The sequence below is a fragment of the Methylocystis silviterrae genome, from assembly GCF_013350005.1.
GTDB classification, from domain to species: Bacteria; Pseudomonadota; Alphaproteobacteria; order Rhizobiales; family Beijerinckiaceae; genus Methylocystis; species Methylocystis silviterrae.
Window position 1 is genome coordinate 67,399 of record NZ_JABVWW010000010.1, and the last position, 23,538, is coordinate 90,936.

Annotated in this window: 26 protein-coding genes; 11 read left to right on the forward strand and 15 right to left on the reverse strand. The window is 65.0% G+C overall.

Annotated features, from left to right (window positions below; translation table 11 throughout):
- Positions 1–15: 15 nt before the first annotated feature.
- The 4 genes from HUN39_RS12110 to HUN39_RS19595 form a co-directional block, all read right to left on the reverse strand.
- Positions 16–735, reverse strand: a complete 720-nt coding sequence (locus HUN39_RS12110; protein ID WP_175094757.1) for an energy transducer TonB — start codon at positions 733–735, stop codon at positions 16–18.
- Entirely contained in the window at positions 732–1,259 is a 528-nt protein-coding gene (locus HUN39_RS12115) for an ExbD/TolR family protein (RefSeq protein WP_175094758.1), read from the reverse strand. Before HUN39_RS12115 ends, HUN39_RS12110 begins: the two co-directional genes overlap by 4 nt.
- A complete protein-coding gene (locus HUN39_RS12120; RefSeq protein ID WP_175094759.1) occupies positions 1,259–1,903 on the reverse strand; it encodes a MotA/TolQ/ExbB proton channel family protein in 645 nt (214 codons plus the stop codon). The genes HUN39_RS12115 and HUN39_RS12120 overlap by 1 nt, the downstream gene beginning before the upstream one ends.
- Positions 1,904–2,058: 155 nt before the next feature.
- Positions 2,059–2,487: a DUF2946 family protein gene (locus HUN39_RS19595; protein WP_332310755.1), complete on the reverse strand. Its 429-nt coding sequence runs from the start codon at positions 2,485–2,487 to the stop codon at positions 2,059–2,061.
- Positions 2,488–2,612: 125 nt separating this feature from the next.
- Between HUN39_RS19595 and HUN39_RS12125 the strand changes: the two genes are divergently transcribed.
- Together HUN39_RS12125 and HUN39_RS12130 are read left to right on the forward strand one after the other, a co-directional pair.
- Positions 2,613–2,978, forward strand: a complete 366-nt coding sequence (locus HUN39_RS12125; protein WP_175094760.1) for a hypothetical protein — start codon at positions 2,613–2,615, stop codon at positions 2,976–2,978.
- Positions 2,979–3,051: 73 nt separating this feature from the next.
- Positions 3,052–5,652, forward strand: coding sequence for a TonB-dependent receptor (locus HUN39_RS12130; RefSeq protein ID WP_175094761.1), 2,601 nt, complete (start codon positions 3,052–3,054; stop codon positions 5,650–5,652).
- Between the two features lie 134 nt (positions 5,653–5,786).
- On the opposite strand, the gene HUN39_RS12135 is transcribed toward HUN39_RS12130, so the two are convergent.
- The 4 genes from HUN39_RS12135 to HUN39_RS12150 all read right to left on the reverse strand — a co-directional run bounded on the left by HUN39_RS12135 (position 5,787) and on the right by HUN39_RS12150 (position 9,025).
- The gene (locus HUN39_RS12135; protein ID WP_175094762.1) at positions 5,787–7,184 is read right to left on the reverse strand and encodes an NAD(P)(+) transhydrogenase (Re/Si-specific) subunit beta; all 1,398 of its coding nucleotides are present in this window, start codon (positions 7,182–7,184) and stop codon (positions 5,787–5,789) included.
- Positions 7,185–7,188: 4 nt separating this feature from the next.
- Positions 7,189–7,641 carry an NAD(P) transhydrogenase subunit alpha gene (locus HUN39_RS12140; protein ID WP_175094763.1) on the reverse strand — a complete coding sequence of 151 codons (453 nt, stop codon included), beginning with the start codon at positions 7,639–7,641 and terminating at the stop codon, positions 7,189–7,191.
- Between the two features lie 37 nt (positions 7,642–7,678).
- The gene (locus HUN39_RS12145) at positions 7,679–8,806 is read right to left on the reverse strand and encodes a Re/Si-specific NAD(P)(+) transhydrogenase subunit alpha (protein ID WP_175094764.1); all 1,128 of its coding nucleotides are present in this window, start codon (positions 8,804–8,806) and stop codon (positions 7,679–7,681) included.
- 72 nt (positions 8,807–8,878) lie between these two features.
- On the reverse strand, positions 8,879–9,025 hold the full coding sequence (locus HUN39_RS12150; RefSeq protein ID WP_175094765.1) for an aa3-type cytochrome c oxidase subunit IV: 147 nt from the start codon (positions 9,023–9,025) through the stop codon (positions 8,879–8,881).
- 265 nt (positions 9,026–9,290) lie between these two features.
- Here HUN39_RS12150 and HUN39_RS12155 point away from each other — a divergent pair, with 265 nt between their 5' ends.
- Positions 9,291–9,794: a YciE/YciF ferroxidase family protein gene (locus HUN39_RS12155; protein WP_175094766.1), complete on the forward strand. Its 504-nt coding sequence runs from the start codon at positions 9,291–9,293 to the stop codon at positions 9,792–9,794.
- 90 nt (positions 9,795–9,884) lie between these two features.
- Here HUN39_RS12155 and groL read toward each other — a convergent pair whose 3' ends face one another.
- Positions 9,885–11,522, reverse strand: a complete 1,638-nt coding sequence (gene groL, locus HUN39_RS12160; protein WP_175094767.1) for a chaperonin GroEL — start codon at positions 11,520–11,522, stop codon at positions 9,885–9,887.
- 43 nt (positions 11,523–11,565) lie between these two features.
- Entirely contained in the window at positions 11,566–11,853 is a 288-nt protein-coding gene (groES, locus tag HUN39_RS12165; RefSeq protein WP_014890807.1) for a co-chaperone GroES, read from the reverse strand.
- Between the two features lie 210 nt (positions 11,854–12,063).
- Between groES and HUN39_RS12170 the strand changes: the two genes are divergently transcribed.
- From HUN39_RS12170 to HUN39_RS12195, 6 genes are all read left to right on the forward strand, one after another.
- Positions 12,064–12,288, forward strand: a complete 225-nt coding sequence (locus HUN39_RS12170; protein ID WP_175094768.1) for a hypothetical protein — start codon at positions 12,064–12,066, stop codon at positions 12,286–12,288.
- A gap of 84 nt (positions 12,289–12,372) precedes the next feature.
- On the forward strand, positions 12,373–12,882 hold the full coding sequence (gene lspA, locus HUN39_RS12175) for a signal peptidase II (protein ID WP_232366067.1): 510 nt from the start codon (positions 12,373–12,375) through the stop codon (positions 12,880–12,882).
- A gap of 101 nt (positions 12,883–12,983) precedes the next feature.
- The gene (locus tag HUN39_RS12180) at positions 12,984–13,712 is read left to right on the forward strand and encodes a hypothetical protein (RefSeq protein ID WP_175094770.1); all 729 of its coding nucleotides are present in this window, start codon (positions 12,984–12,986) and stop codon (positions 13,710–13,712) included.
- A 63-nt stretch (positions 13,713–13,775) separates the two neighbouring features.
- Positions 13,776–15,101 (forward strand): M16 family metallopeptidase, encoded by a 1,326-nt coding sequence (locus HUN39_RS12185; protein WP_175094771.1) that lies wholly within the window; start codon positions 13,776–13,778, stop codon positions 15,099–15,101.
- An 86-nt stretch (positions 15,102–15,187) separates the two neighbouring features.
- Positions 15,188–16,471, forward strand: a complete 1,284-nt coding sequence (locus tag HUN39_RS12190) for a M16 family metallopeptidase (protein WP_175094772.1) — start codon at positions 15,188–15,190, stop codon at positions 16,469–16,471.
- Positions 16,472–16,517: 46 nt separating this feature from the next.
- Positions 16,518–18,563 carry a M3 family metallopeptidase gene (locus tag HUN39_RS12195; protein ID WP_175094773.1) on the forward strand — a complete coding sequence of 682 codons (2,046 nt, stop codon included), beginning with the start codon at positions 16,518–16,520 and terminating at the stop codon, positions 18,561–18,563.
- Positions 18,564–18,568: 5 nt separating this feature from the next.
- Here HUN39_RS12195 and HUN39_RS12200 read toward each other — a convergent pair whose 3' ends face one another.
- The 3 genes from HUN39_RS12200 to fabI form a co-directional block, all read right to left on the reverse strand.
- Entirely contained in the window at positions 18,569–18,862 is a 294-nt protein-coding gene (locus HUN39_RS12200) for a type II toxin-antitoxin system RelE/ParE family toxin (protein WP_175094774.1), read from the reverse strand.
- Complete coding sequence (locus HUN39_RS12205; RefSeq protein ID WP_175094775.1) at positions 18,859–19,086, reverse strand: hypothetical protein; 228 nt, start codon at positions 19,084–19,086, stop codon at positions 18,859–18,861. The genes HUN39_RS12200 and HUN39_RS12205 overlap by 4 nt, the downstream gene beginning before the upstream one ends.
- Before the next feature lie 94 nt (positions 19,087–19,180).
- On the reverse strand, positions 19,181–20,041 hold the full coding sequence (gene fabI / locus HUN39_RS12210) for an enoyl-ACP reductase FabI (protein WP_175094776.1): 861 nt from the start codon (positions 20,039–20,041) through the stop codon (positions 19,181–19,183).
- A gap of 217 nt (positions 20,042–20,258) precedes the next feature.
- On the opposite strand from fabI, the gene HUN39_RS12215 reads away from it, so the two are divergent.
- Together HUN39_RS12215 and HUN39_RS12220 are read left to right on the forward strand one after the other, a co-directional pair.
- Positions 20,259–20,759: an RNA polymerase subunit sigma-70 gene (locus tag HUN39_RS12215; RefSeq protein ID WP_175094777.1), complete on the forward strand. Its 501-nt coding sequence runs from the start codon at positions 20,259–20,261 to the stop codon at positions 20,757–20,759.
- A gap of 2 nt (positions 20,760–20,761) precedes the next feature.
- Positions 20,762–21,655 (forward strand): anti-sigma factor family protein, encoded by an 894-nt coding sequence (locus tag HUN39_RS12220; RefSeq protein WP_175094778.1) that lies wholly within the window; start codon positions 20,762–20,764, stop codon positions 21,653–21,655.
- 9 nt (positions 21,656–21,664) lie between these two features.
- Here the strand turns inward: HUN39_RS12220 and HUN39_RS12225 are convergent, their stop codons facing one another.
- Complete coding sequence (locus HUN39_RS12225; protein ID WP_175094779.1) at positions 21,665–22,633, reverse strand: DnaJ C-terminal domain-containing protein; 969 nt, start codon at positions 22,631–22,633, stop codon at positions 21,665–21,667.
- Between the two features lie 120 nt (positions 22,634–22,753).
- Complete coding sequence (locus HUN39_RS12230) at positions 22,754–23,521, reverse strand: enoyl-CoA hydratase-related protein (RefSeq protein ID WP_175094780.1); 768 nt, start codon at positions 23,519–23,521, stop codon at positions 22,754–22,756.
- Positions 23,522–23,538 lie beyond the last annotated feature (17 nt).

Consider the following 23,538-nt stretch of genomic DNA (forward strand, 5'->3'; position numbering starts at 1 on the left):
CCGCCGCCTGTAGCGTCAATGGAAGACGAACGGCTGGCTGATGAAGGCTGAGCCGCACATGCTGGGGCCACGGGCCGATGACACGATCCGCCGCGCCAGCGCCGCATGCCCCGGCGTCGATCCCGACGCCGAGATGCCCGACAGTCCGCCGCCCGGATTGACGTGGAACGTCACGCTGGCGCTGCCGGGACCAAGGCTGGTGCTGCCTGGCGTATGGCGGCGAAGCGCCGCGCCGATATGGGCAAGACACGTCGCTTGCGATGCGCCCGAATTCCCGGCCTGTCCCTCGGGCGCGCCGTAGCGCCGACGCGCCTGCGCCTCCTGACGTTGCTGCGCGCGCTGGACCTGCTGCTCCTCGACCTTCTTCTTGACCTTGTCGACGTCTTCCTTCTTGGCCGGCAAGGGCACGGCGTCGGGCGCCATCACCACTGGCGGCGGAAGCGCGATGTCAGGCTCCTCGACCGCTTCGGGCGGCGGCGTGTCGTCGGCCTCGGCGACTTCCTCCTGCTCGAAGAAGTCGCCTTCCGGCACGAGGTCCATGCTGACGGAGTCGAGCGATATGGCCGTTGGCTTCGCCGAATAGGCGAGTATGCCGAAGACCATGACATGCGCCGCGATGACGAGGACGGTCGTCACCGAGCGCAGCCAGGAGGGCTTGACCGGCTCCGGACCCGAAGGCGGGTGGTGGTCGCCCTCTCGCGCCATGCCTTGCGGACTTAGCGCGAGGTCGGTCATTTCAGCGCTCCCGCGGGCGCCGCCGGGGCTTGCGCGGGCGGAGCGCCCGCGGCAGGCGCGGCGCGGCCGGGCGCGGCTTTCGTGGCCGGGCCGGTCTTGCTGCGCGAGTTGGTCATGATCGCGATATGGGTGATGCCGTTGGTCGCAAGCTTATCCATCACCGCGACGACTTCGCCATAGACCGCCTCCGTGTCGCCGCGAATGTGCACGACGCGGGCATGGTCGTCGCCCATCATCACCTTGATGCCGTCGATGAGCGCCTCCGCTGAGAGCTCGTCCGCGCCAAGCGCGATCTTGCCGTCCTTGCCCACTGTCACGACGATCGGGTCTTTTTGGTTGATCGGCATCGCGGCGCTCGCCTGCGGCAGATTCACCTTTACGCCCTTGGCGAGCAATGGCGCAGTCACCATGAAGATGATGAGCAGCACCAGCATGACGTCGACGAGCGGCGTCACGTTGATTTCGGCGAGCGGCTGATAAAGGCCTTCGGTTGCGCTCTGGCGCTGACGTGAGGGCATTCCCATTACGCAGCCTCCCGCTCACGACGCGTGCGCGTCTGATGGCCGCTGCACATCAGCAGCGCCTCGTCTTCAATGTAGTGCGCGACCTGCTGTCCGACGCGCGCGAAGGCGGCGCCGATGCGGTTGTAGCCGACCGAGGCGGGAATAGCGGCGGCAAGTCCGTAGGCCGTGGCGGCGAGCGCTTCGGCGATGCCCGGCGCGACGACCGCGAGGCTCGTGTCCTGCGACTGGGCGATGCCGGCGAAGCTCGTCATGATGCCCCACACCGTGCCGAAAAGGCCGACGAAGGGGGCCACCGACGAGATGACGGCGAGGTTCGGCAAACCGCCTTCCGCCTTGGTCAGAAACTCGCGCGCCGCGCGGCTCATATGGTCGGCGATGCGCGCGCGCTTGTCGCCGATCGTCTCGTCCGGAAGATCGAGCGCAAAAGCTTCACGGCCCGCTTCAGCGACGGGCGCGAGAACGCCAACGTCTCCGCCCTGACGCGCCGAGCGCGCGGATTTGGTGATGCGGGTGACGGCCACCACGCCTTCGACGATGAGCACCCACGTCCAGATCGACGCGAGCAGCAGCAGCCCCATGACGGCCTTTCCGACAGGACCGGCGTTGAGGAACATGGCGAGAGGAGAAAGCGTGTTGTAATCCATTTTCACTCACTCGTTTCATTGGGACGCGCTTGCGACGATCGCGCAGGCGAAGCGTCAGTTTTTGTTTTGTTATGTCTTCGCGAGACGAGAGGCCGCAAAGCGGCGAAAGCCCGCAATCAGACTCCTGCGCGGCGCGCCCTGGAGTCTAACGCAATTCAGGAAATATGAATTGAGGGTGGAGCGCGCGCGCCATTTGCGCCGTTCGCGGCGAAATTCTCGGGCGGCTGCGCGGCGACCGCGCTAGGTTGGATCGGAGCCGCTCGTTCGGCGTTGGGCCGTGCGACAGAAATCAGGCGCTCTGGAAGAACGGCGTGGCCTGTATGGGCGTTCAGGCAACAGTCCGGACAGCTACGCGTCGAATGCGTTGGCGAGCCGTCGCGTTGCGTCGAACTCCCCTTCTGCGCGGCGGTTGCGTGCAGGCCTGCAACATAAGCGGCATGATCGCAGGCGATTCCGCCTTGGTCCGCGAATGCGTGCGCGGGCCGCGTAGCGCCCGACAGAAGAAGCGAGAGCATCAGCGCGCAAACGGCCGCGACGGCGAGTGCCGCGCGGAATTCCCGACGCATGGCGCGCAACTGTGACATAAATGTCTCTTAGTTGATTTTTTAACCTTTGACAACGCGCGCAGGCTTGGAAAGTCTCGGTTTACCGGTTCATCTGCATGCGCCGCGCCGCTACAGTTAATGTACGCCGGACTTGCAGAGATCCTATGCGCATCCGCCGACTCGCGTCGCTCTTTATTTTCTTTGCGCTCATCGCGAGGCTCGCTTCGCCTTGCGAGGCGCTGGCGTCGAGATCCGTTGACGCGCCGATCGCCAAGTGCCACTTGCTGGCGAACACATCGCCTGTGGCGCAGGGCGATTCGGATCAAGCGCCTCTGGATAACACGGATCGCGACGGGTGCTCTTGCGCGCTCTGCCAACTCGGCTGGAGCGCGTTGCCGCCGGCGGACGCCGTTTTCGCGATCCGTGGCGTGGAATACAATCTCGCGCCGCGGGCGCCGCCGGCGCGGGCGCTGATCCTGTTACGGCTAAACCGCAGCGCCCCGACGCGCGGACCTCCTTCCTTCACCTGATCTGCCGAACGCCACGGCGAAAGCCGTTCAGGTCAGTCGCGCCGCCTTGACCGGCGCCAGAGGGAAGCATCTCATGTCTCGTCACTCGCTCTTGCGCGGCGTTTCGGTCGGCGCTCTCACCGTCCTTGCGCTTTCCGAATTTTGGGTCGGCCCTGCCGCCGCGCAGCAATCGCTGCCAACCATCGACGTCGGCGGTCAGCGCCGCGGCGTTCAGCGTGGAACCGAGCGCGTTGCAGGCCCTGCGACCGGCGCAAATGTCGCTCCGAGCCCGGCCCCAGCGCCATCGCCCCCATCGATCTGGGCGGCGACGCTTCCCGACGGCAAGCCGGCCTTCGTTCAGAAGTGGCAATTGCCCAACACGGTCGCGAGCGTCACGCGCCAGCAGATCAATCGCACAATCAACATCGTCGACACGGAAGACGCGGTCAGATACATGCCGAGCCTTTTCGTGCGCAAACGCAATAGCGGCGACACTCAGGCGGTTTTGCAGACCCGCACCTGGGGCGTCGCCTCCTCGGCGCGCAGTCTTGTCTATGCGGACGATCTGCTGCTGACGGCGCTCATCGGCAATGACAATACGATCGGCGCGCCGCGCTGGGGTCTCGTCGCGCCGGAGGAAATCGAGCGCGTCGATTTCCTTTACGGACCCTTCGCGGCGCAATACCCCGGCAACTCGATGGGCGGCGTGTTGAAAATCACGACGCGCATGCCCGAAAAGCTCGAAGTCTCGGTCAGGAACACCACGACGATCCAGGATTTCTCCCAGTGGGGAACGTCGCGAGGCTTCGTCAACAACGTCTCGAGCTTCTTTATTGGCGATAAGGTCGGCGACTTTCTCTGGACGGTCTCCGGCAACTGGCAGCGCGGATCGCAGCAGCCGCTTAGCTATGTCACGACGCCGAATTTCTATCCCGGGGGCTATCTGGCGACGAACGTCTATGGCACCACATTCGCCAATGTCATCGGCTCGACAGGCAATCTCGCCAACGATCAGGTCAATGCGAAACTGAAATTCGCCTACGATTTCACCAACACGATCCGCGGCACCTACACATTCGGCTTCTGGTCCAACGACGGCCAGTCTTATCCCGAGAACTACCTTACTGCGGGCAATAGCCCCTTCTGGGGCGTAACGACGGGGGGGCGCGCCCTCAGCAACGCCAACCTGCAGAGCTTCGCGACAAATGGTCGTTATCGGGTCCAGGAAAAGATCATGGTCAACGCCGCTGCGGTGCGCTCCAACAGCGGCGGTCCGTTCGACTTCGAAGTTTCGGCCTCCAATTTCACCTATTTGCAGTCCGATCAGATCTCACCCTGGTCAGCCGCCGTGCCCTTTGGCGGCTATACGCAGACCGGCCGCGATACGGTCTTCACCGGCACCTATTGGACGCTCTTCGACGCGAAGGGCATCGTGCGGCCGCCAGAAGGACTCCTGCAGGGCCACGACATCTCCTTCGGCGTGCACGGCGATCAGTTTCACCTGAACAACCCGGTCTGGCTGACGACGAATTGGACCGCCGGGACAGATGCAAGCACAGGCGCGGCGATCACGATCGCTCAGGGCACGACGCGCACGCAGGCGCTCTGGTTCCAGGACGCCTTCTTCATTACGCCGGATCTGAAGTTCACGGCCGGTCTTCGCGGCGAGCACTGGCAGGCGTCGGACGGCTACAATCAGGCGGCGGGCGTCAACAATTTCGGGACCGCGCTGACAGGCTCGACACGCTCCTGGCTGCCGATCTACCAGCCCAATCTCTACAGCACCCGCTTCTCGCCCAAAGGATCGCTCGAATACAGGTTCGATGAGGATTGGCGCGCCGTCGGTTCGATCGGCATGGCGAACCGCTTTCCGACTGTGCGCGAGCTGTACAACCTCGCGACCGTCGGCGTTAATGGCGTCGCGACCAACCCAAATCCGAATCTGCGCCCCGAGTCGGCGCTCAGCAAAGAGCTGATGATCGAGCGCAGGCTCGGACCGGATGGAACCGCGCGCATCTCCTTCTTCGACGAAGAAGTGCGCGACGCCATCATCAACCAGCTGGTCTCCGTGCCCGCGGCGCCCGCGCAACTGGTGCAAACGCCGACGAACGTCCAGCGCATTCGCAACAGCGGCGTCGAAGTGGCGTTTCAGAAAGACAACTTCGGCTTCAGGGGGCTTGAGGTGCTCGGCAGCGCCACCTGGCTCAATGCGCGGGTCATCTCCGATCCGACCTGGGCGCCGAGCACCGGGAATTTTGAGTTCCCCTGGGCGACGTCCGTCGCCGGCAAGACTGTGCCGAACGTTCCTGAATGGCGCGGAACGCTCGCCTTCACCTATCGGCCGGACGATCACTGGGCATTCACGGTGGCCGGCAGATATCAGAGCAAGCTGTGGCGCACCTTGGCGAACAATGACCGAGCCTACGGAATCTATTTCGCCTTCGATCCGTTCTTCGTCGTCGACACCAAGATCCATTACAAATGGAACGAACGATTCTCGGCCGATTTCGGCGTCGATAACATCGGCAACTATCGATACTTCCTGTTCCATCCGTTCCCGCAAAGAACCTTCTATGTCGCCGGACGGTATCAATTCGGCGAGACCAAGGGCGAGCCGGGCCTGTTCTACACGGGCAATGAAGGCGGCTTGCCGGACGTGGGCGCCTGGTTCCAGCCGGTCGCCTGGAACTGGTGAGGCTCGGGTCGAGAGGCGGGAGCGCAATGCTTGGCGCAAACGCCGCGGCGCGGCGCGGTTGTTAAACGCTGTCGTGAAAAACAAAACGCCCGGGAGAAACTCCCGGGCGTTTTGTTTTGGCTTCGTTGAAGAGGCTAATGCGCCAGCGACTTGACGATCGATTCGACGGTCTTCTTCGCGTCGCCGAACAGCATCATCGTGTTGGGCCGAAAGAACAGCTCGTTCTCGACGCCGGCATAGCCCGACCCCATGCCGCGTTTCAGGAACAGAACCGTCTTCGCCTTTTCGACGTCGAGGATCGGCATGCCGTAGATCGCCGAGGTCTTATCGGTCTTGGCGGCGGGGTTGGTCACGTCATTGGCGCCGATGACGAAGGCGACGTCCGCCTGTCCGAATTCGGAGTTGATGTCCTCGAGCTCGAACACTTCGTCATAGGGCACGTTGGCCTCGGCCAGCAGCACATTCATATGGCCCGGCATGCGTCCCGCTACGGGATGAATGGCGTATTTGATGTCCACGCCTTCCTCCTTGAGCATGTCGGCCATTTCGCGCAGCGCGTGCTGCGCCTGCGCGACCGCCATGCCATAGCCCGGCACGATGATGATCTTGCCGGCGTTCTGCATGATGTAGCCGGCGTCCTCCGCCGAGCCCTGCTTGACGTTGCGCGTCTCCTTGCCGCCGGCAGGCCCCGCCACCTCGCCGCCGAAGCCGCCGAGAATGACGGAGATGAAGCTGCGGTTCATCCCCTTGCACATGATGTAGGAGAGGATCGCGCCCGACGAGCCGACAAGCGCGCCGGTGATGATCAGCGCGAGATTGCCCAGCGTGAAGCCGATGCCGGCCGCCGCCCAACCCGAATAGGAGTTGAGCATGGAGACGACCACCGGCATGTCGGCGCCGCCGATCGGAATGATCAGCGTCACGCCCAGCGCGAAGGAGACGAGGATCAGCAGGAACAGCCACACGCCGCTCTGCGTGCCGACGAAGAGCGCCGTCAGCGCCAGCAGGGCGACGCCGAGCATGATGTTGATGGTATGGCGTTCCGGCAGCAGGATCGGCTTGCCGGTCATGCGCTCGGAGAGCTTCAGGAAGGCGATGATCGATCCGGTGAAGGTGATCGCGCCGATCGCCGCGCCGAGCGACATTTCGACGAGGCTGCCGGCGTGAATCTCATTCGCGTCGCCGATGCCGAAAGCGCGCGGCGCAAAGAAGGCGCTGGCCGCGACAAGCACCGCCGCCAGACCGACCAGCGCGTGGAAGCCCGCGACGAGTTCAGGCATTGCGGTCATTTGAACGGTGCGCGCTCGCCAAGCGCCCGTGCCGCCGCCGATGGCGACGCCGATCACGATCGTCAGCAGGCCGCCGAAGGAGGGGAAATGCGTCAGCAGCGTCGTCGCCACGGCGATCGCCATGCCGATCATGCCGTAGCGATTGCCCTCGCGAGAGGTGGCGGGCGAAGAGAGGCCGCGCAGCGCGAAGATGAACAGCACGCCGGCGACGAGATAGAGAAGGGCTGCGATATTGGCGCTCATGGCGTCAGCCCTTCTTCTTGTACATGGAGAGCATGCGTTCGGTGACGAGGAAGCCGCCGAAGATGTTCACGCTGGCGAGAATGACCGCCACGAAGCCGAAGACGTTCGCCCACCACGAGCCCGAAGCCTCGGCGGCGGTCATGCCTTCGACGCCCGCCGCGAGCAGCGCGCCGACGATGATGACGGAGGAAATCGCGTTCGTGACCGACATCAGCGGCGTATGCAGCGCCGGCGTCACCGACCAGACGACGTAATAGCCGACGAAGACCGCCATGGCGAAGATCGCCACGCGGAAGACGAAAGGATCAATCGCGCCGCCGGCCAGCCCGTGCGCCGCCGCCGCGGCGGCGGTATGCGCGAGTTCGTCCGAATAGTGTTGCGCCTGTTCGGCCAGATGGCGGGCGGCCTCGGCCGCCGCCTGCGCCTTCTCGAGCAATTGTTGCGTAGAGTCGGTCATCGCTTAACGCCCCTTAGTTTGATATGCGCGCAGGCGGCTATTTAAAACGCTCGTCGACGACGGCCCCGTCGCGGGTCAGCGCGGTCGCCTTCACCAGTTCGTCTTCCCAATTGATGGCGAGCTGCTTCGTGTCCTTCGAGACGAGCGTCTCGACGAAGGCCAGCAGATTTTTGGCGTAGAGGCTCGACGCCGTCGACGCCATGCGGCCGGCGAGGTTGAGCGCGCCGAGAATCTTCACGCCATCGACGACTGTCGTTTCGCCGGGCTTGGTCAATTCGCAGTTGCCGCCGCGCTCGGCCGCAAGATCGACGATGACCGAACCGGGCCGCATGGAGCGCACCATTTCCGCCGAGATGAGCTTGGGCGCGGGTCGGCCGGGAATCAGCGCCGTGGTGATGACGATGTCCTGCTTGGCGATGTGCGAAGCGACGAGTTCGGCCTGCGCCTTTTGATATTCAGGCGACATCTCCTTGGCGTAGCCGCCCGCCGTCTGCGCCTGCTGGAATTCCTCGTTCTCGACGGCGAGGAATTTGGCGCCGAGCGATTCGACCTGCTCCTTCGTCGCCGGACGCACGTCGGTGGCGGTGACGATCGCGCCCATCCGCCGCGCCGTGGCGATCGCCTGCAGACCGGCGACGCCGACGCCCATGATAAAAACTCTCGCCGCCGGAACGGTGCCGGCGGCGGTCATCATCATCGGAAACGAGCGGCCATATTCGGCCATCGCGTCAATGACGGCGCGATAGCCGGCGAGATTGGCCTGGGACGACAGCACGTCCATGGTTTGCGCCCGCGTGATGCGTGGCATGAGCTCCATGGCGAAGGCGATCGCGCCGCTCTTGGCGAGATCGGCAAGCTGAGCCCCCGCGCCAAAGGGATCCATGATCGCGATCACCGCGAGATTGGATTTTGCGCCGGAAAGCTCCGCCGCCGAGGGACGGCGCACGCGCAGCGCGACGTCGGCTCCCGTTAGCGCGGCCGCCGCATTATCGGCGATCGTCGCGCCGGCGGCGGCGTAATCGCTGTCGGAGAAGCCCGCAGCGGCGCCCGCGCGGGCCTCGACCACGACGTCGGCGCCCAGCCCGATGAATTTCTTGACAGTCTCGGGTGTGGCCGCGACGCGCGGCTCGGATTTATCCGTTTCAGCCAATACGGCGATGCGCATAACGAACTCCGGTTGTGGAAAAACCGTCGCCGCCAGCGTCGCCGACAGCGGCAAGAAGCGGAGGCTCTGAACCTAGCGCGCGACGAAGAAAAACAGCAGGAGCAGCAGAACCGCAGTGCTTGCCCCGCCGATCTTCAGCATCAACAAGAATGTATTGTAGGTCCTTAGATGCTCGGCCCAGTCGCCGTTCGACTCCGCCGGCGTGCGCAAGCTCGCCATTTCGCTCCTCCCGATTCTTGCTGACGCGCGCGAGACCCCGCGTGCAAAGCTGATGCTAAACGAGCGGAAGCGATAGGGCAACGGCCTGAAGCTCCGGAAGGCTGCGGCGCCCCGACGCGCAGGGCAAGCGAACCCGAACGCGGCCCCTTCGGGAGCTCAGGCGCGCTTCTGCGCGCGCATGGGGGAACATACGCGCCTCGACGGCGTTCCAATGCACGCCTGCGGCCCGCGGGCTTCCCCCACATCGCAAAACCGGAGCGGGACGATGGGTCTCTTTTCCAAAGACATCAAGACGATGGACGATCTGTTCGTGCACACGCTGCGCGACATCTACTATGCTGAAAACCAGATCCTGAAAGCGCTGCCCGACATGGCCGAGAAGGCTTCCGATCCGCAGCTGAGGGAAGCGTTCGAGCAGCACCTGGGCGAGACGGAAAATCAGGTGCGCCGGCTCGAGAAAGTGTTTGAGCTGCATGGCGTGGCGCCCAAGGGCGTCAACTGCCCGGCGATCGACGGCATCCTCGAAGAGGCTGATGAAATCTCCGGCGAAACCGCCGACAATGAAGTGCTGGACGCCGCGCTGATCGCGAGCGCTCAGGCCGTCGAGCATTATGAAATCACGCGCTACGGCACGCTGATCGCCTGGGCGAAGGAGCTTGGCCGCGAGGACTGCGCGCAGCTTCTGTCGGAGACGCTCGCCGAAGAAAAGAACGCTGACAAAAAACTCTCGTCGCTCGCTGAAGGGTGGATCAACCGCAAGGCCGCCTGAGGCGACTGGCGCAGTCCACACGACGCGCCACAAAAAAAAAGCCCCGGACGTTGGTCCGGGGCTTTGTTTTGGTCGCGGAGCGCGCGGACTTTAGAAGTCCATGCCGCCCATGCCGCCGCCGCCCGGCATGGCCGGGGGGCCTTCCTTCTTCGGCGCTTCGGTGATCGTCGCCTCGGTGGTGATGATCAGACCGGCGATCGAAGCGGCGTCCTGCAGCGCGGTGCGCACGACCTTGGTCGGGTCGATGATGCCGAGCTTCATCAGATCGCCATACTCGCCCTTCTGCGCGTCGAAGCCGTAGCCGTATTCGGTGGCCTCGAGCAGTTTGCCGACCACCACGGCGCCGTCGCCGCCGGCGTTGTCGACGATCTGGCGCGCCGGCGCCTGGATCGCCTTGCGGACGATATCGACGCCCGTCTGCTGGTCGGGATTGCCGACCTTGACGCCGTCGAGCGCCTTGATGGCGCGCAGCAGCGCCACGCCGCCGCCGGGCGACACGCCTTCCTCGACCGCCGCGCGGGTGGCGTTGAGGGCGTCGTCGACGCGGTCCTTCTTCTCTTTCACTTCGACCTCGGTCGCGCCGCCGACGCGGATCACCGCGACGCCGCCGGCGAGCTTCGCCAGACGTTCCTGCAGCTTTTCGCGGTCGTAGTCCGAGGTGGTCTCCTCGATCTGTCCCTTGATCTGGGAGATGCGCGCCTCGATGTCCTTCTTCTCGCCGGCGCCGTCGATGATCGTCGTGTTCTCCTTCTCGATGCGCACGCGCTTGGCGCGGCCGAGCATGGCGAGCGTGACGTTCTCGAGCTTGATGCCGAGGTCCTCGGCGATCAACTCGCCGCCGGTGAGGATGGCGATGTCTTCGAGCATCGCCTTGCGGCGATCGCCGAAGCCGGGCGCCTTGACGGCGGCGATCTTCAGGCCGCCGCGCAGCTTGTTGACGACGAGGGTCGCCAGCGCTTCGCCTTCGATGTCCTCAGCGACGATGAGCAGCGGCTTGCCGGTCTGCACCACCGCCTCGAGGATCGGCAGCAGCGGCTGCAGCGTCGAAAGCTTCTTCTCGTGGATGAGAATGTAGGGATCGTCGAGTTCGGCGATCATCTTCTCGGCGTTGGTGATGAAGTAGGGCGAGAGATAGCCGCGATCGAACTGCATGCCCTCGACGATGTCGGTCTCGGTCTCGAGGCTCTTGGCCTCTTCCACCGTGATGACGCCTTCATTGCCGACCTTCTGCATCGCCTTGGCGATTTCCTGGCCGATGAAGTCGTCGCCATTGGCCGAAATCTTGCCAACCTGGGCGATCTCGTCGTTCGAAGTGACCTTCTTCGAATGCGCTTTGAGATCGGCGACGATTGCATCGACGGCGAGGTCGACGCCACGCTTCAGGTCCATGGGGTTGAGGCCCGCGGCGACCGCCTTCGCGCCTTCACGGGCAATCGAGGCGGCAAGAACGGTTGCGGTGGTGGTGCCGTCGCCAGCGAGGTCGTTCTGCTTGGAGGCGACTTCGCGGACGAGCTGGGCGCCGAGATTTTCGAACTTGTCGGCAAGCTCGATTTCCTTGGCGACGGTGACGCCGTCCTTGGTGATGCGCGGCGCGCCGAAGGACTTCTCGATCACGACGTTGCGGCCCTTGGGACCAAGTGTGACCTTAACGGCGTTGTTGAGGATTTCGACGCCGCGCAGAATGCGGTCGCGGGCGTCAGTGGAGAAACGGACGTCTTTTGCAGCCATTTACAATTCTCCTGGGGGGTTGGAAGCGAACAGCGGCGTCGAGTCAGTCGACGATGCCGAGGATGTCGCTTTCCTTCATGATGAGCAGGTCGTCGCCGTCGATCTTGACTTCGGTGCCGGACCATTTGCCGAAGAGCACGCGGTCGCCGGACTTGACGTCCAGCGGGTTCAGCTTGCCGTTTTCGTCGCGAGCGCCGGGGCCGACGGAAATGACCTTGCCCTCTTGCGGCTTCTCTTTCGCGGTGTCGGGAATGATGATGCCGCCTTTGGTTTTTTCCTCGCCTTCGAGTCGCTTGACCACGACGCGGTCGTGGAGGGGACGGAACGTCATTGTGAATCTTTCCTTTTCTGACCTGACGGGGTTCGGCCCGCCAAAAAGGGATAAGCGAAGGCCTGCTGGCACTCGCGTCAGATGAGTGCCAGCAGGCGACACACAGATATGGGCGAGGCCAATCGCTGTCAAGTTGGGGACAGGCGCAGAATTTTCGGTTCTGTTGCTCCGTAGCTACAGCGTAGCCTAAAGGTTGATCTTAGCCATTAGTTGAACGACGGGTCGGGCGCCGCGCCCCGAACCATCCGTTTGCACAGGCGATCAAAATTCAGTGCAGAGAGCTATCAGATCAACGCCTTCGGCGGCGCCGTTCTGGATGGGTTTCCCGCGAATTTCGCCGCGTCAAGCGCCAGCGCGACCCATCTTATCCGCACCGGCTTTAACTACCGGATCGACTGGCCCGAGCCGGAAGGACCGATCATCGTCGCCCAGTGATCGCCTGATCGACGCACGAGCGGGGGCGCTTTCTTTTTCGCATTGATCCGCCTTAATGCTGCGTTGGCATCATGGAGATCCCGCTTGTCTGGCAGACTTTCCCCCCGCGCGCTCGGCCTTGCCGCGGCGCTCGCCGCTCTGGCGTTCGACCAGGCGCATAAATTCTGGATGCTGCATATATTTGACGTCGCCGCCCGGCCGCCGATGAGCCTTGCGCCGTTCCTCGACATCGTACTGTCCTGGAACTACGGCGTCTCCTATTCGCTGTTTCCCGCCCACGAAGCCTTGACCCGCCTCGCGCTGTTGACCATGCAGGGCGCGATCATCGCTGGACTGGCGATCTGGATGGTGCGCACGCCGAGCCGCGCGACGGCTGTGGCGCTCGGGCTGATCATCGGCGGCGCGCTCGGCAACGCCGCCGACCGCATCACACGGGGGGCGGTCGCCGATTTCTTCTATCTGCACACCAGCCTGCCCGTCGGACCTCTCGCGAACTACGTGTTTAATCTCGCCGATGTCTTCATTACGGCGGGTGTGGCGCTGCTGGTCGTTGAGGGGTTTTTCTTGCCACAGGAGCGGCGCGCCGAGACCTGAACGCGCTCTGGTTGAGCTGAGGCCCGGTCTTCGCCACTAAATCGCCAATAAGTCGCGTCCATGTAGCCGCATACAACCGGAGCCCGAATGGAGTCCGACAGATGAAGCTTGCTCAGTCGCAGCGCTGCGCCCTCTACGCTCTCGCCGGGCTCGCGGCGGTCCAGGCCGCGCCAGCCCTGGCCGGCGACGATAAATCCACATGGTCGGCGATGATGGAGATGGTCGGCGCGTCTTCGGACGAGGGCGTCGGCAAAATCGATTATAGCGAACGGCCCAAGCTCGTCTTGCCGCCGCGCGCCGGCGACCTCCCGCCGCCGCGCGAGCGGGGCGCACGGTCGGGCGAATGGCCAACCGAACTTTCGGCCGAGCGGCGCCGTAACGTCAACCGTTACGCCCGGGTGCCGAACGCGCCGCCGGAGGCGCCGCGCCGGGGGGTGTTTGCGCGGGTGCTTTCCTTTGGATCAGGCGGCCCGCCGCCCACGCCCGCCATCGAGGAGCCGAGCCGCATCATGCTGACGGAGCCGCCGCCGGGCTACCGCCGGCCGACGCAGGACCTCAACAATCTCCGCGAGACCGAAGCCGCCAAGAAGAGTTCCTGGTGGAATCCGTTGACCTGGGGACGCGGCGGCGCGCACAATTCCGCCGCCAACGCCTCGGGCGCCAACCCCGCCGCCCCGGACATGCGAGGCGGCGGCGCGGACAATTCCGCCGCCAATGCCTCGGGCGCCAACCCTGCCGCCCCGGACATGCGAGGCGGCGGCGCAGGGTCCACCCTCGGCTCGATGATGCCGCAATTCCTGCGCGGAAGCTCGGACAACGACAAGAATTAAATTCCGGCCTATATAGGAGAGACACTCTCCGAGACGCGGCCGCCGCCGCGGGAAAGGCCGTTCATGTCTTTTGAGACGAAGGCGTCAGCCGTTTCGCTTGCGCCTGGGGCAGCCGCGCCGGGGCCTGCGCGCGCGAGCATTACGAGCTTCTCGCTCGACAACGGCATGGAAGTCGTCGTCATCCCTGACGCGCGAACGCCTGTCGTCACGCATATGGTCTGGTACAAAAACGGCGCCGCCGACGATCCGCTCGGTCAGTCGGGCATCGCGCATTTTCTTGAACATCTGATGTTCAAAGGCACGGCGGATCATCCGCAGGGCGAGTTCTCGAATCTTGTCGCCGAACTCGGCGGCCAGGAGAACGCCTTCACCAGCTACGATTACACGGCCTATTTCCAGCGCATCGGCAAGGAGCATCTCGCCACGCTGATGGCGTTCGAGGCCGATCGCATGCGCAATCTGGTTCTGACCGACGAGGTCGTCGATCCGGAACGCGATGTGGTGCTTGAAGAGCGCCGCATGCGCACCGACAGCGACCCTTCGGCGCAGCTCGACGAGGCCGTACAGGCGGCGCTCTTCGCCCATCATCCCTACGGCATCCCGATCATCGGCTGGAATCACGAGATCGAGGGGCTCGGTCGCGCGCATGCGCTCGCCTATTACCAACGCTTCTATACGCCGGAAAACGCCATCCTGATCGTCGCCGGCGACGTCGAGGCCGACGAGGTCGAGCGTCTCGCCAAGGACACCTACGGCAAAGTTCCCGCGCAGGCCGCGCCGCCGCGGCGCGCCCGAGCGCAGGAGCCGCCGCACCGCGCCCATCGTCTGGTGACGCTGCGCGATGAGAAGGTCGAGCAGCCGGCGCATGAGCAGGTCTATCTCGTGCCGTCCTACAGCACGGCGCAGCCCGGCGAAGCCGAGGCGCTGGAGACGCTCGCTTATATGCTCGGCGGCGGACCCACGAGCGCGCTCTATGACGCGCTGGTCGTCGAGGAGCAGGTCGCGGTCGGCGCCGGCGCGTATTACATGGGCTCCGCCGTCGACGACACGCGGATGTGGGTCTATGCGACGCCCGCGCCGGACGTTTCGCTCCAGGACCTCGATGTCGCGATCGATCGCGTGCTGCGACGCTTCTCCGAAGAGCCGATCGACGCGGAGCATTTGCAGCGCGCCAAGACCCGGCTGATCGCCGACGCTATCTATGCGCAGGATAGCCAGGCCTCGCTTGCCCGCTGGTATGGCGAGGCTTTGGCCACCGGCCTCACCATCGACGACGTCGTCGCCTGGCCCGAGCGCATGGAGAAGGTGACGGCCGACGACGTGCAAAACGCCGCGCGCAAATGGCTCGACAAGCGCAGGGCCGTCACGGGCTTTCTGCTTCCGGCCTGAGACGGCGATCGCGTCAGGTTGTCGGCGTAACGCCGACGCCTGACTCGACGCCCAAGACCTACCGCCGACCTCCGTTAGGAACTGAAATGACCGCTCACGCGCCCATCGTCACCATCGCCTCCCGCGCCGAACATGTGCAGCGGATCACGACGCCGGCCGGCCTTGAGGCTTGGCTCGTGGAGAGCCACGCCGTGCCGCTCGTCGCGCTCGAATTCGCGATCCGCGGCGGCGCGTCGCAGGACCCTTGCGAGAAGCCCGGACTGGCGACGCTGCTCGCGTCGACGCTCGACGAAGGCGCCGGCCCCTATGACGCGCGCGGCTTCCATCGCGCCATCGACGATCTCGCGATCCATGTCGGCTTCGGCGCCGATCGCGACGCGATATCGGGCCATCTGCAGACGCTCTCGCGCAATGTCGACAAGGCCTTCGGCCTCTTAAAACTTGCGCTCAACGACGCGCGGCTCGAGGCCGGCGACGTCGCGCGCGTGCGCAGCCAGCTCGCCGCGGAATTGAAGCGCGACGCCAATGACCCCGACTCGATGGCGTCGAAAGCCTTTCGCGAAGCGGCCTTCCCGAATCATCCCTATGGGCGCCCGGTGCGCGGCGATCTTGCGTCGATCGATACGCTCTCGCGCGAAGATCTCATCGCCCTGCGCGAGCGGCTCTTCGCGAGACGCGATCTCAAGATCGGCGTCGTCGGCGCGATCGACGCGACAACGCTCTCCGATCTGCTCGACGCGACCTTCGGCGGCCTCGCGCTGCAAAACGATCTCGCGCCCGTCCCGGAGATCGCCGTCGCCAATGTCGGCATGCGCCAGATCATCGATCTTGACGTGCCGCAATCGACGATCCGCTTCGGACGCCCGTCGATCACCAAGCACGATCCCGACTATTACGCCGTGGTCGTCGCCAATCATATTCTGGGCGGCGGCACCTTCACCTCGCGGCTGTTCCGCGAGGTGCGCGAGAAGCGCGGCATGGCCTATTCGGTCTATTCGCATCTCAATGAATATGACCATTGCCCGATGCTGATCGGCGCCGCCGCGACCAAGAACGAGCGCGCCGGCGAAGCGATCGGCGTGATCCAGGAAGAGTTCAGAAACTTCGTCGCCGGCGGTCCGACCGAAGACGAATTGGACAAGGCGAAGAAATTCCTCACCGGCTCCTATGCGCTGCGCTTCGACACTTCGACGAAGATCGCGAGCCAGCTCGTTAATCTGCAGCTCGACGGATTCGAGCCGAGCTTTCTCGACGAGCGCAATGGCAAGATCGCCGCGGTGACGATGGAGGATTGTCAGCGCGGCGCGAAGCGCCTCCTGGGCGACGGCGATCTGCTGGTGACGGTGGTGGGCAAGCCGGCGGGCGTGTAGCGGCCGGCCACGCCGCCGCTGGTCGGCATCTTGCTAAGAGACTGTCATGGATAACCCTCTCCTTAGGGCCTGGAGCGGCCCTTTCCGCCTGCCGCCTTTTGACGCGATCGAGTCCGCGCATTTCCGCGAGGCGTTCGAGACGGCCTTCGCCGAGCACAAGGCCGAGATCGACAGCATCGCCAACGATCCGTCGCCGCCGAGTTTCGACAATGTCATCGGCGCGCTGGAGCGGGCGGGGCGCCTTCTGACCGACGTCGGCGCGGTCTTCTGGAATCTCGCCGCTACCGACACGACGCCCGAGTTGCAGGCGATCGAGCGCGATATGGCCGGCGCCTTTTCGCGTCACTCCAGCGACATCTCCATGAATCCCGCGCTGTTTCGCCGGATCGAGGCGCTTTACGAGACGCGCGGGGCGATCGAATTGACGCCGGAGCAGCGGCGCGTTCTTGAACTGACCTACAAGAACTTCGTGCGCGCCGGCGCGAAGCTGAAAGACGCCGACAAGGCGCGTCTCAAAGCGATCCTCGAGCGGCTGGCGGGCCTCTCGACGCAGTTTTCGCAGAATGTGCTGGCCGATGAATCGTCATGGCTGCTGCTGCTCGACGAAAGCGATCTCGACGGCCTCTCGCCGGACTTTCGCGCCGCCGCCGCGCGCATTGCGGCGGAGCGTGGATCGCCCGGCAAATATGGCGTGACGCTGTCGCGCTCCAGCGCCGAAGTCTTTCTGCAAAGCTCGACGCGGCGCGATCTGCGCGAGACGGTGTTTCGCGCCTGGGCGAGCCGCGGCGAGACTGCGGGCGCGACCGACAACCGCCTGCTCATCCGCGAAATCCTGCAATTGCGCGAAGAGCGCGCGAAGCTGCTCGGCTTCGACAATTTCGCCGCTTTCAAACTCGACGACACGATGGCGAAGACGCCGGCCGCCGTGCGCGAGCTGATCGGACACGTCTGGGCGCCGGCGCTCACGCGCGCCGCCGAGGAGCGGGCGCAGATCCAGGCGATGGTCGAGGAAGAGGGCGCGAATTTCACCGTCGCGGCGCATGACTGGCGCTATTACGCCGAGCGCGTGCGCGCGAAGCGCTACGATCTCGATCAGGGGGCGCTGCGTCCCTATTTCCAACTCGACAACATGATCGCCGCGTCGTTCGACGTCGCGCACAAACTCTTTGGGCTCCGCTTCATCGAGCAGAAGGGCCTGCCGCTCTACCATCCGGATGTGCGCGCCTTCGATGTGCTGGACAGCAATGGCGAGCATGTCGCGCTGTTCCTTGCCGATTATTTTGCGCGGCCGTCGAAGCGTGGCGGCGCTTGGATGTCGGACTTTCGTTCCCAGCACAAGCTCTGGGGCGAGGTGCGGCCCGTCATCGTCAATGTCATGAATTTCACCAAGGGCGCCGATGGCGCCCCGACGCTGTTCAGCCTCGACGACGCCCGCACGCTGTTCCACGAATTCGGCCATGGCTTGCATGGCATGCTGTCGGACGTGACCTATCCTTCGGTCGCGGGCACGAATGTCGCGCGCGATTTCGTCGAGCTGCCCTCGCAGCTTTACGAGCACTGGCTGCTGGAGCCGGCGGTGCTGAAGACGTTCGCGCTTCATGCCGAGACTGGCGCGCCCATACCCGATGATCTCGTCGCGCGCATCACCGCCGCGCGCCATTTCAATCAGGGCTTCGCGACGGTCGAGTTCTGCGCCTCGGCCCATGTCGATCTCGACATTCACGCGCAAAGCGTCGGGCCGGATTTCGACGCAGGCGCGTTCGAGGCGGACAGCCTCGCGCGAATTTCCATGCCGCCGGAAATCGTCATGCGGCACCGCCTGCCGCATTTCTCGCATATCTTCTCCGGCGATGGTTATTCGGCGGGCTATTACAGCTATCTCTGGGCCGAAACGCTCGACGCCGACGCTTTCGAGGCCTTCGAGGAGACGGGCGACCCCTTCGCGCCCGAGGTCGCGCAGCGGTTGCGCGATCACATCTACGCCGCCGGCGGAAGGCAGGACGCGGCGGACGCCTATGTGGCGTTCCGCGGGCGGATGCCGACGGCGGAGCCGCTGCTCCGGCAACGAGGATTTGCGGAGCCGGCGGGGTAGACTATTCACTCCTCGGACTTCGGCAGCGAGGGGCGGCGGGCGCTGTGGCGTACGCCGTGAATAATAATCTCGGTTTCTGTGGCGCGATAGAAAATCAGATACGGGTAGGGATAGACGACCATGCGTCGAATGCCGCTTTTGCTGGTCGGATGGCCGGCTTGCGGATGCTGCAAGAGGAGAGCCATCATCGCCTGAATTCGGCTTTTGACGCTGCGTGCCCCCTGTGGCGAGCGTTCGTCAATGAAAGAAAGAATTTCGTCGAGTTCAACGGCGGCGCGTAGCGTGTAGCGAAGCTTCACAGCCCATGCTTCGCCCAAATGGCCCGAATTTGATCGTCTGTCGCAAACTCGCCGCGCTCGGCCTGCGCGAGAGATTCCTCAAATGAGGCTTCTTCCTCAGCCGTGAGCTGCACGACCGGTAGCTCGTCGCCCGTCATCGCCATGATGACGCGGGCCATGTCGTCCTGCATGGCGGGGGGAAGATTACGGGCCGCCTCGAAGGCCTGTTCGAGCAATTTCGTCATAGGCCAATTCTAGCGACTTGGCCAAAGCGCTGAAAGGATTTTCTGCTCGACGTCGACGCCAGCGACGCGCGCGGGCATGACGCGGCAAGCCGCGTCACTTCTGCTGCGGCAGCAGCGCCAGCAAATCCGCCATCTTCGGCGCGGCTGATGGATTCATCATGCCCACGACATGGTAGCCGGCGTCGACATGCAGCACTTCGCCAGAGACGCCGCGCGCCATCGGCGACAGCAGATAGACCGCCGTCTCGCCCACTTCCTCGATCGTCACGACGCGGCGCAGCGGCGAATTATATTCGTTCCAGCGCAGGATGTAGCGGAAGTCGCCGATGCCCGAGGCCGCCATCGTCTTGATCGGCCCGGCTGAAATCGCGTTGACGCGAATGTTCTTGACGCCGAGATCAGCGGCGAGATAGCGCACCGACGCCTCCAGCGCCGCTTTCGCCACACCCATCACATTGTAATGCGGCATCCATTTCTCGGCGCCGTAATAGGTCAGCGTGAGGAGCGAACCGCCGTCCGTCATCAGCTTCTCGGCGCGCTGCGCGATCGCGGTGAAGGAGTAGCAGGAGATGTTCAGCGACATCTGGAAGTTTTCCAGCGTCGTCTCGACATAGCGCCCGTCGAGCTGGTCCTTGTCGGAATAGGCGAGGCAGTGCACGACGAAATCGAGTCGGCCCCATAGCTTCTCGATCTCGGCGAAGACCGCGTCCATCGTCTCCGGCTCGGAGACGTCGCAGCGCCCGACGACGGTCGCGCCGATGTCCGCCGCCAGCGGACGCACGCGTTTTTCCAGCGCTTCGATCTGATAGGTGAGCGCGAGATCGGCGCCGGCGTCGGCGCAGGCCTTGGCGATTCCCCAGGCGATCGAGCGATTATTGGCGACGCCCAGGATGAGCCCCTTCTTGCCCTTGAGCAGTCCGGCGAAAAGGGCGGCAGGCGCAGCTTGCTGTGTCATGCGGTCTATGTCCTGGGCGAGAAAAGCGCTCGGCGGCTCGCGCCGTTTAGCCTGCTTTGGGCGCAAAGGAAACCCTCGCGCCACAGGCGGCGGCGAATGTGAAATCAGACGCGCCAGAGCGGCCAAGCATAGCCAATCGCGTGGCGATGCCCTATCATTTGATAGGAAACGTCATTGGCTTCGCAGACTGGCGAGAAGACCGAGCGGAGCGGGCCGCATGGGCAGAAGAGCCGACATCGTAGCGGGTTTGGCCGGAGCGACTCCAGCCCTGAGACGCTTTGCGCGCGCGCTTTGCGCCGGCGCGGGCCCGGCCATTGCCGACGATCTCGTGCAAAGCGCGTTGCAATCGGTCGGCGCGCGGATCCGGGCGCGAGAGCTGCGCCCCGCCGATCTCGCCGAAGCGCGAATCGAGGCCTATGCGGCGCTTGTCGGGCTGGCTCAGAAAAAGCTCGCGAATGCCCCAGGTCCGGCGTCGCGCCACCCGCCGGTCGTGCATGGGCTTGCAAGTCTTTGTTTCGACGAGCGCGCCATGCTGCTGCTCGTCTCGCTCGAGGGCTTCGGCTATGACGCCTCGGCGCGCATTGTCGGCGCCAATCGAGAAACGGCGCTGGCGCAGCTAATGCGCGCGCGGGGAGCGCTCGGCGCCGAGGGCTTGCGGCCCGTCGCGCCCTTGGAGGGCGGCCGCCGCGCCGCCTCGCATCTGCGGGTCGTGAAGTAAGGATGACGCCCTCGGCGCTGATCGAAGAAGCCGATTTGCACGCCCTCGTGGATGGCGAACTCGACCCCGAGCGGCGGCGCAAGGTCGAAGACCATCTCCTCCAACATCCCGAGGACGCAGCGCTTGTTGAAGGCTGGCGGCGACAGAACGCGGCGCTGCGCGCCGCTTTCGAGCCGGTGGCGCTTGAGACGCCGCCTCTGTCGCTGCGGGAGGCGGCGGCGCGCCCGCCGGCCCCGCCCGCCGGTCAGGGGCCGATCGAAACCGGCGCCATCCACTGGGGGCGGCCCGGCGCGGCGCCGCGTCCGACGCGCAAGCTCGACGAAATCCGCGCCAGCCGGCGGCGCCAGGCGCTCGCTTCGACGCTGCTGACGCTCATCGCCGGCGCGGCCGTCGCCGCGGCGGCGTTGCTGTTTCTGGCAAGCCGCCACCCGGCGCAGAGCCCGACGACGCGCGCTATCGCCGCCACGAGCTATGCCGCGCGGGCGGGCTTGACCTACGCGACCTACATTCTTGACCCGCGACCCGTGGAGATCGAGGCCAGCCGGCGCGGCGAACTTCTCGCGTGGCTTCAGGAGCGCGTGGGGTTTTCACGCGCGCCGGATTTGAGCGGCGTTGGATTGCGGCTGCTTGGCGGACGCGTCGCGCCCGGCGTCGCGGCGCCGGCGGCGTTTCTCGTCTATGAGCGCGACGACGGTGGGCGGGTTGGTCTTTATTTCGAGCGGGCGGAGGCCCTCGCCGCGCCGGCGGGCCAGCGCGGCCAGGGCGTTTCGGCCATCGAATGGCGGGCTGGCGGCTTCGCCTTCGTGCTCGTTGGCGCCTTGGCGCCCGAAGCGATGCAAGCCGCGGCGGAAGCGGCCGCCGCCGCGGTCGCGGCGACGCCTGCCGAGGTTAAATAACCGAGGACCTCACGACATTTTGGCGCGCGGGTCATAGGGATGCGCGTCGCGCCATTCCCGCATCCGCGCGTCGAGATCGCTCGACGCCGTTTCCGGCAGCATGATCTTCAGCGAGACATAGAGGTCGCCGGCGATTTTGCCGTCGCTCGCCGGAAGGCCTTTGCCGCGCAGCCGCAGCACGCGCCCGCTGTTGGAGTGCGGCGGGATGGTCAGCTCCACCTTGCCGTCCAGAGTCAGGGTCGGAACCCGTCCGCCGAGCGCGGCTTCATAAACCGTCACCGGCAACTCCAGCCGCAAGTCGCGGCCATCCAGCTTGAAGTAAGGATGCGGCGCGACCTTCACGGTGATCAGCGCGTCGCCGGGTTCGCCCCCCATGGAGCCGGCCTGGCCCTGGCCGCGCAGCCGAATCTGCTTTCCGTCTTCGATTCCCGCCGGAATTTTGACTTCCAGCGTGCGGCCGCTGGGCAGAATGACTCGGGCCGAGCCGCCGTGAGCGACCGTTTCCAGCGGCACGGTGGCGGTGGCGACGACGTCGTCGCCCCGGGTCGGCTGGGGTCCCGCGCGACGGCGCCCGCCGCCGCCGAAGAGATCCGCGAAGAGGTCGGAAGGGTCGAAGCTCGCGCGCCCGCCGCCGGGCGCCTCGCCGAAGTGATACTCGAAATGCTGATCGCCGCCGGGCGCGCCGCCGCCCGGGCGCCAACTGCGCGTAAAGCCGCCGGGGCCACCGCCTCCGCCTTCGAAGCCGGTGAAGCGGGGTTTCCCGTCCGGACCGATTTCGCCCTTATCGAATTGCGCCTTCTTCTTCTCGTCGCCGACGATTTCATAGGCGGAGTTGATTTCCGAAAATCGCTCCTTGGCTTTCAGGTCATCCTTGTTGCGGTCAGGGTGGAATTTCTTGGCGAGCTGGCGATACGCCTTCTTGATTTCGGCGTGACTCGCCGATTTGGGCACGCCGAGAACGTCGTAAGGATCGCGCATATTTTTCCAATCAGCCCATGTGAACGCCCGCCCTTGGCGGCGCGGGCGCGTATGTCCGACCTATTATTTGGGAGAAGCCCGTTCCCAACGCAAGCGGCGAAGGTCGCGCCGCGCTGAAGCCTAGCGCGCCCGGGACGCGAAAAAGGCGGCGAAGCGCTCGCGCGCTTCGGGCGACGTCAACGCCTTCGCGAAAAGCGCCGCTTCCGTGTCGATGCGCGACAGTATGTCGTTCGGTTCGCCGCGCATCAGCCGCCGCGCCGCGAAAAGCGCCTGGCTGGGCTTTGCCGCGAGACGCCGCGCGGCGTCCATTGCAAGATCGAGGACCTCTTCCGGCGGCGCCAGCGCGTTAACCAGGCCGAGACGCAGCGCCTCGGCGCCGTCGAAGCTCTCGCCAAGCAGCAGATATTGGGACGCCTTCGCCATACCGAAGCGCTGCGGAACCAGCAGGCTTGCGCCCCCTTCGGGCGGCAGGGCGAGATCGATGAACGGCATTGTGAAGCGCGCCCCCGAACTGGCGTAGACGAGGTCGCAGTGGAAGAGCAGGGTGGTCCCCACGCCGACGGCGTCCCCGGTCACGGCGGCGACGAGCGGCTTCTCGAAGGCCGCCGCGGCGCGAATGAAGGTCAGCGCGGGAAAAATCTCTGCGCTGGGAGCAATATCTCGGCCAGGAGCAAAATCGCGAAAGTCGGCGAGATCGTTGCCCGCGGTGAAATTGCCGCCCGCGCCGGCGAAGACGACGGCGCGCACCGTCTCGTCACGGGCCGCCGCTTCGAGCGCGACGATCAATGCGCGATACATCTTGCGATCAAGGGCATTCTTCTTTTCGGGGCGATTCATCAGCAGGCGCAGCACCCCGTGATCCCTCGAAACGATGATCTTTTCCGACATAAGTGTCTCCGGATCGG

Excerpts from the sequence above, each read along its gene's own strand:
- HUN39_RS12130 (WP_175094761.1), top strand. The coding sequence starts at position 3,052 with ATGTCTCGTCACTCGCTCTTGCGCGGCGTTTCGGTCGGCGCTCTCACC.
- HUN39_RS12180 (WP_175094770.1), top strand. The coding sequence starts at position 12,984 with ATGAAGCTTGCTCAGTCGCAGCGCTGCGCCCTCTACGCTCTCGCCGGG.
- HUN39_RS12125 (WP_175094760.1), top strand. The coding sequence starts at position 2,613 with ATGCGCATCCGCCGACTCGCGTCGCTCTTTATTTTCTTTGCGCTCATC.
- HUN39_RS12135 (WP_175094762.1), bottom strand. The coding sequence starts at position 7,184 with ATGAGCGCCAATATCGCAGCCCTTCTCTATCTCGTCGCCGGCGTGCTG.
- HUN39_RS12110 (WP_175094757.1), bottom strand. The coding sequence starts at position 735 with ATGACCGACCTCGCGCTAAGTCCGCAAGGCATGGCGCGAGAGGGCGAC.
- HUN39_RS12195 (WP_175094773.1), top strand. The coding sequence starts at position 16,518 with ATGGATAACCCTCTCCTTAGGGCCTGGAGCGGCCCTTTCCGCCTGCCG.
- HUN39_RS12185 (WP_175094771.1), top strand. The coding sequence starts at position 13,776 with ATGTCTTTTGAGACGAAGGCGTCAGCCGTTTCGCTTGCGCCTGGGGCA.
- HUN39_RS12150 (WP_175094765.1), bottom strand. The coding sequence starts at position 9,025 with ATGGCGAGCTTGCGCACGCCGGCGGAGTCGAACGGCGACTGGGCCGAG.
- HUN39_RS12120 (WP_175094759.1), bottom strand. The coding sequence starts at position 1,903 with ATGGATTACAACACGCTTTCTCCTCTCGCCATGTTCCTCAACGCCGGT.
- fabI (WP_175094776.1), bottom strand. The coding sequence starts at position 20,041 with ATGACACAGCAAGCTGCGCCTGCCGCCCTTTTCGCCGGACTGCTCAAG.
- HUN39_RS12190 (WP_175094772.1), top strand. The coding sequence starts at position 15,188 with ATGACCGCTCACGCGCCCATCGTCACCATCGCCTCCCGCGCCGAACAT.
- HUN39_RS12115 (WP_175094758.1), bottom strand. The coding sequence starts at position 1,259 with ATGGGAATGCCCTCACGTCAGCGCCAGAGCGCAACCGAAGGCCTTTAT.
- HUN39_RS12155 (WP_175094766.1), top strand. The coding sequence starts at position 9,291 with ATGGGTCTCTTTTCCAAAGACATCAAGACGATGGACGATCTGTTCGTG.
- HUN39_RS12140 (WP_175094763.1), bottom strand. The coding sequence starts at position 7,641 with ATGACCGACTCTACGCAACAATTGCTCGAGAAGGCGCAGGCGGCGGCC.
- HUN39_RS12145 (WP_175094764.1), bottom strand. The coding sequence starts at position 8,806 with ATGCGCATCGCCGTATTGGCTGAAACGGATAAATCCGAGCCGCGCGTC.
- HUN39_RS12220 (WP_175094778.1), top strand. The coding sequence starts at position 20,762 with ATGACGCCCTCGGCGCTGATCGAAGAAGCCGATTTGCACGCCCTCGTG.
- HUN39_RS12225 (WP_175094779.1), bottom strand. The coding sequence starts at position 22,633 with ATGCGCGATCCTTACGACGTTCTCGGCGTGCCCAAATCGGCGAGTCAC.
- HUN39_RS19595 (WP_332310755.1), bottom strand. The coding sequence starts at position 2,487 with ATGTCACAGTTGCGCGCCATGCGTCGGGAATTCCGCGCGGCACTCGCC.
- groES (WP_014890807.1), bottom strand. The coding sequence starts at position 11,853 with ATGACGTTCCGTCCCCTCCACGACCGCGTCGTGGTCAAGCGACTCGAA.
- groL (WP_175094767.1), bottom strand. The coding sequence starts at position 11,522 with ATGGCTGCAAAAGACGTCCGTTTCTCCACTGACGCCCGCGACCGCATT.
- HUN39_RS12205 (WP_175094775.1), bottom strand. The coding sequence starts at position 19,086 with ATGACGAAATTGCTCGAACAGGCCTTCGAGGCGGCCCGTAATCTTCCC.
- HUN39_RS12230 (WP_175094780.1), bottom strand. The coding sequence starts at position 23,521 with ATGTCGGAAAAGATCATCGTTTCGAGGGATCACGGGGTGCTGCGCCTG.
- HUN39_RS12215 (WP_175094777.1), top strand. The coding sequence starts at position 20,259 with ATGGGCAGAAGAGCCGACATCGTAGCGGGTTTGGCCGGAGCGACTCCA.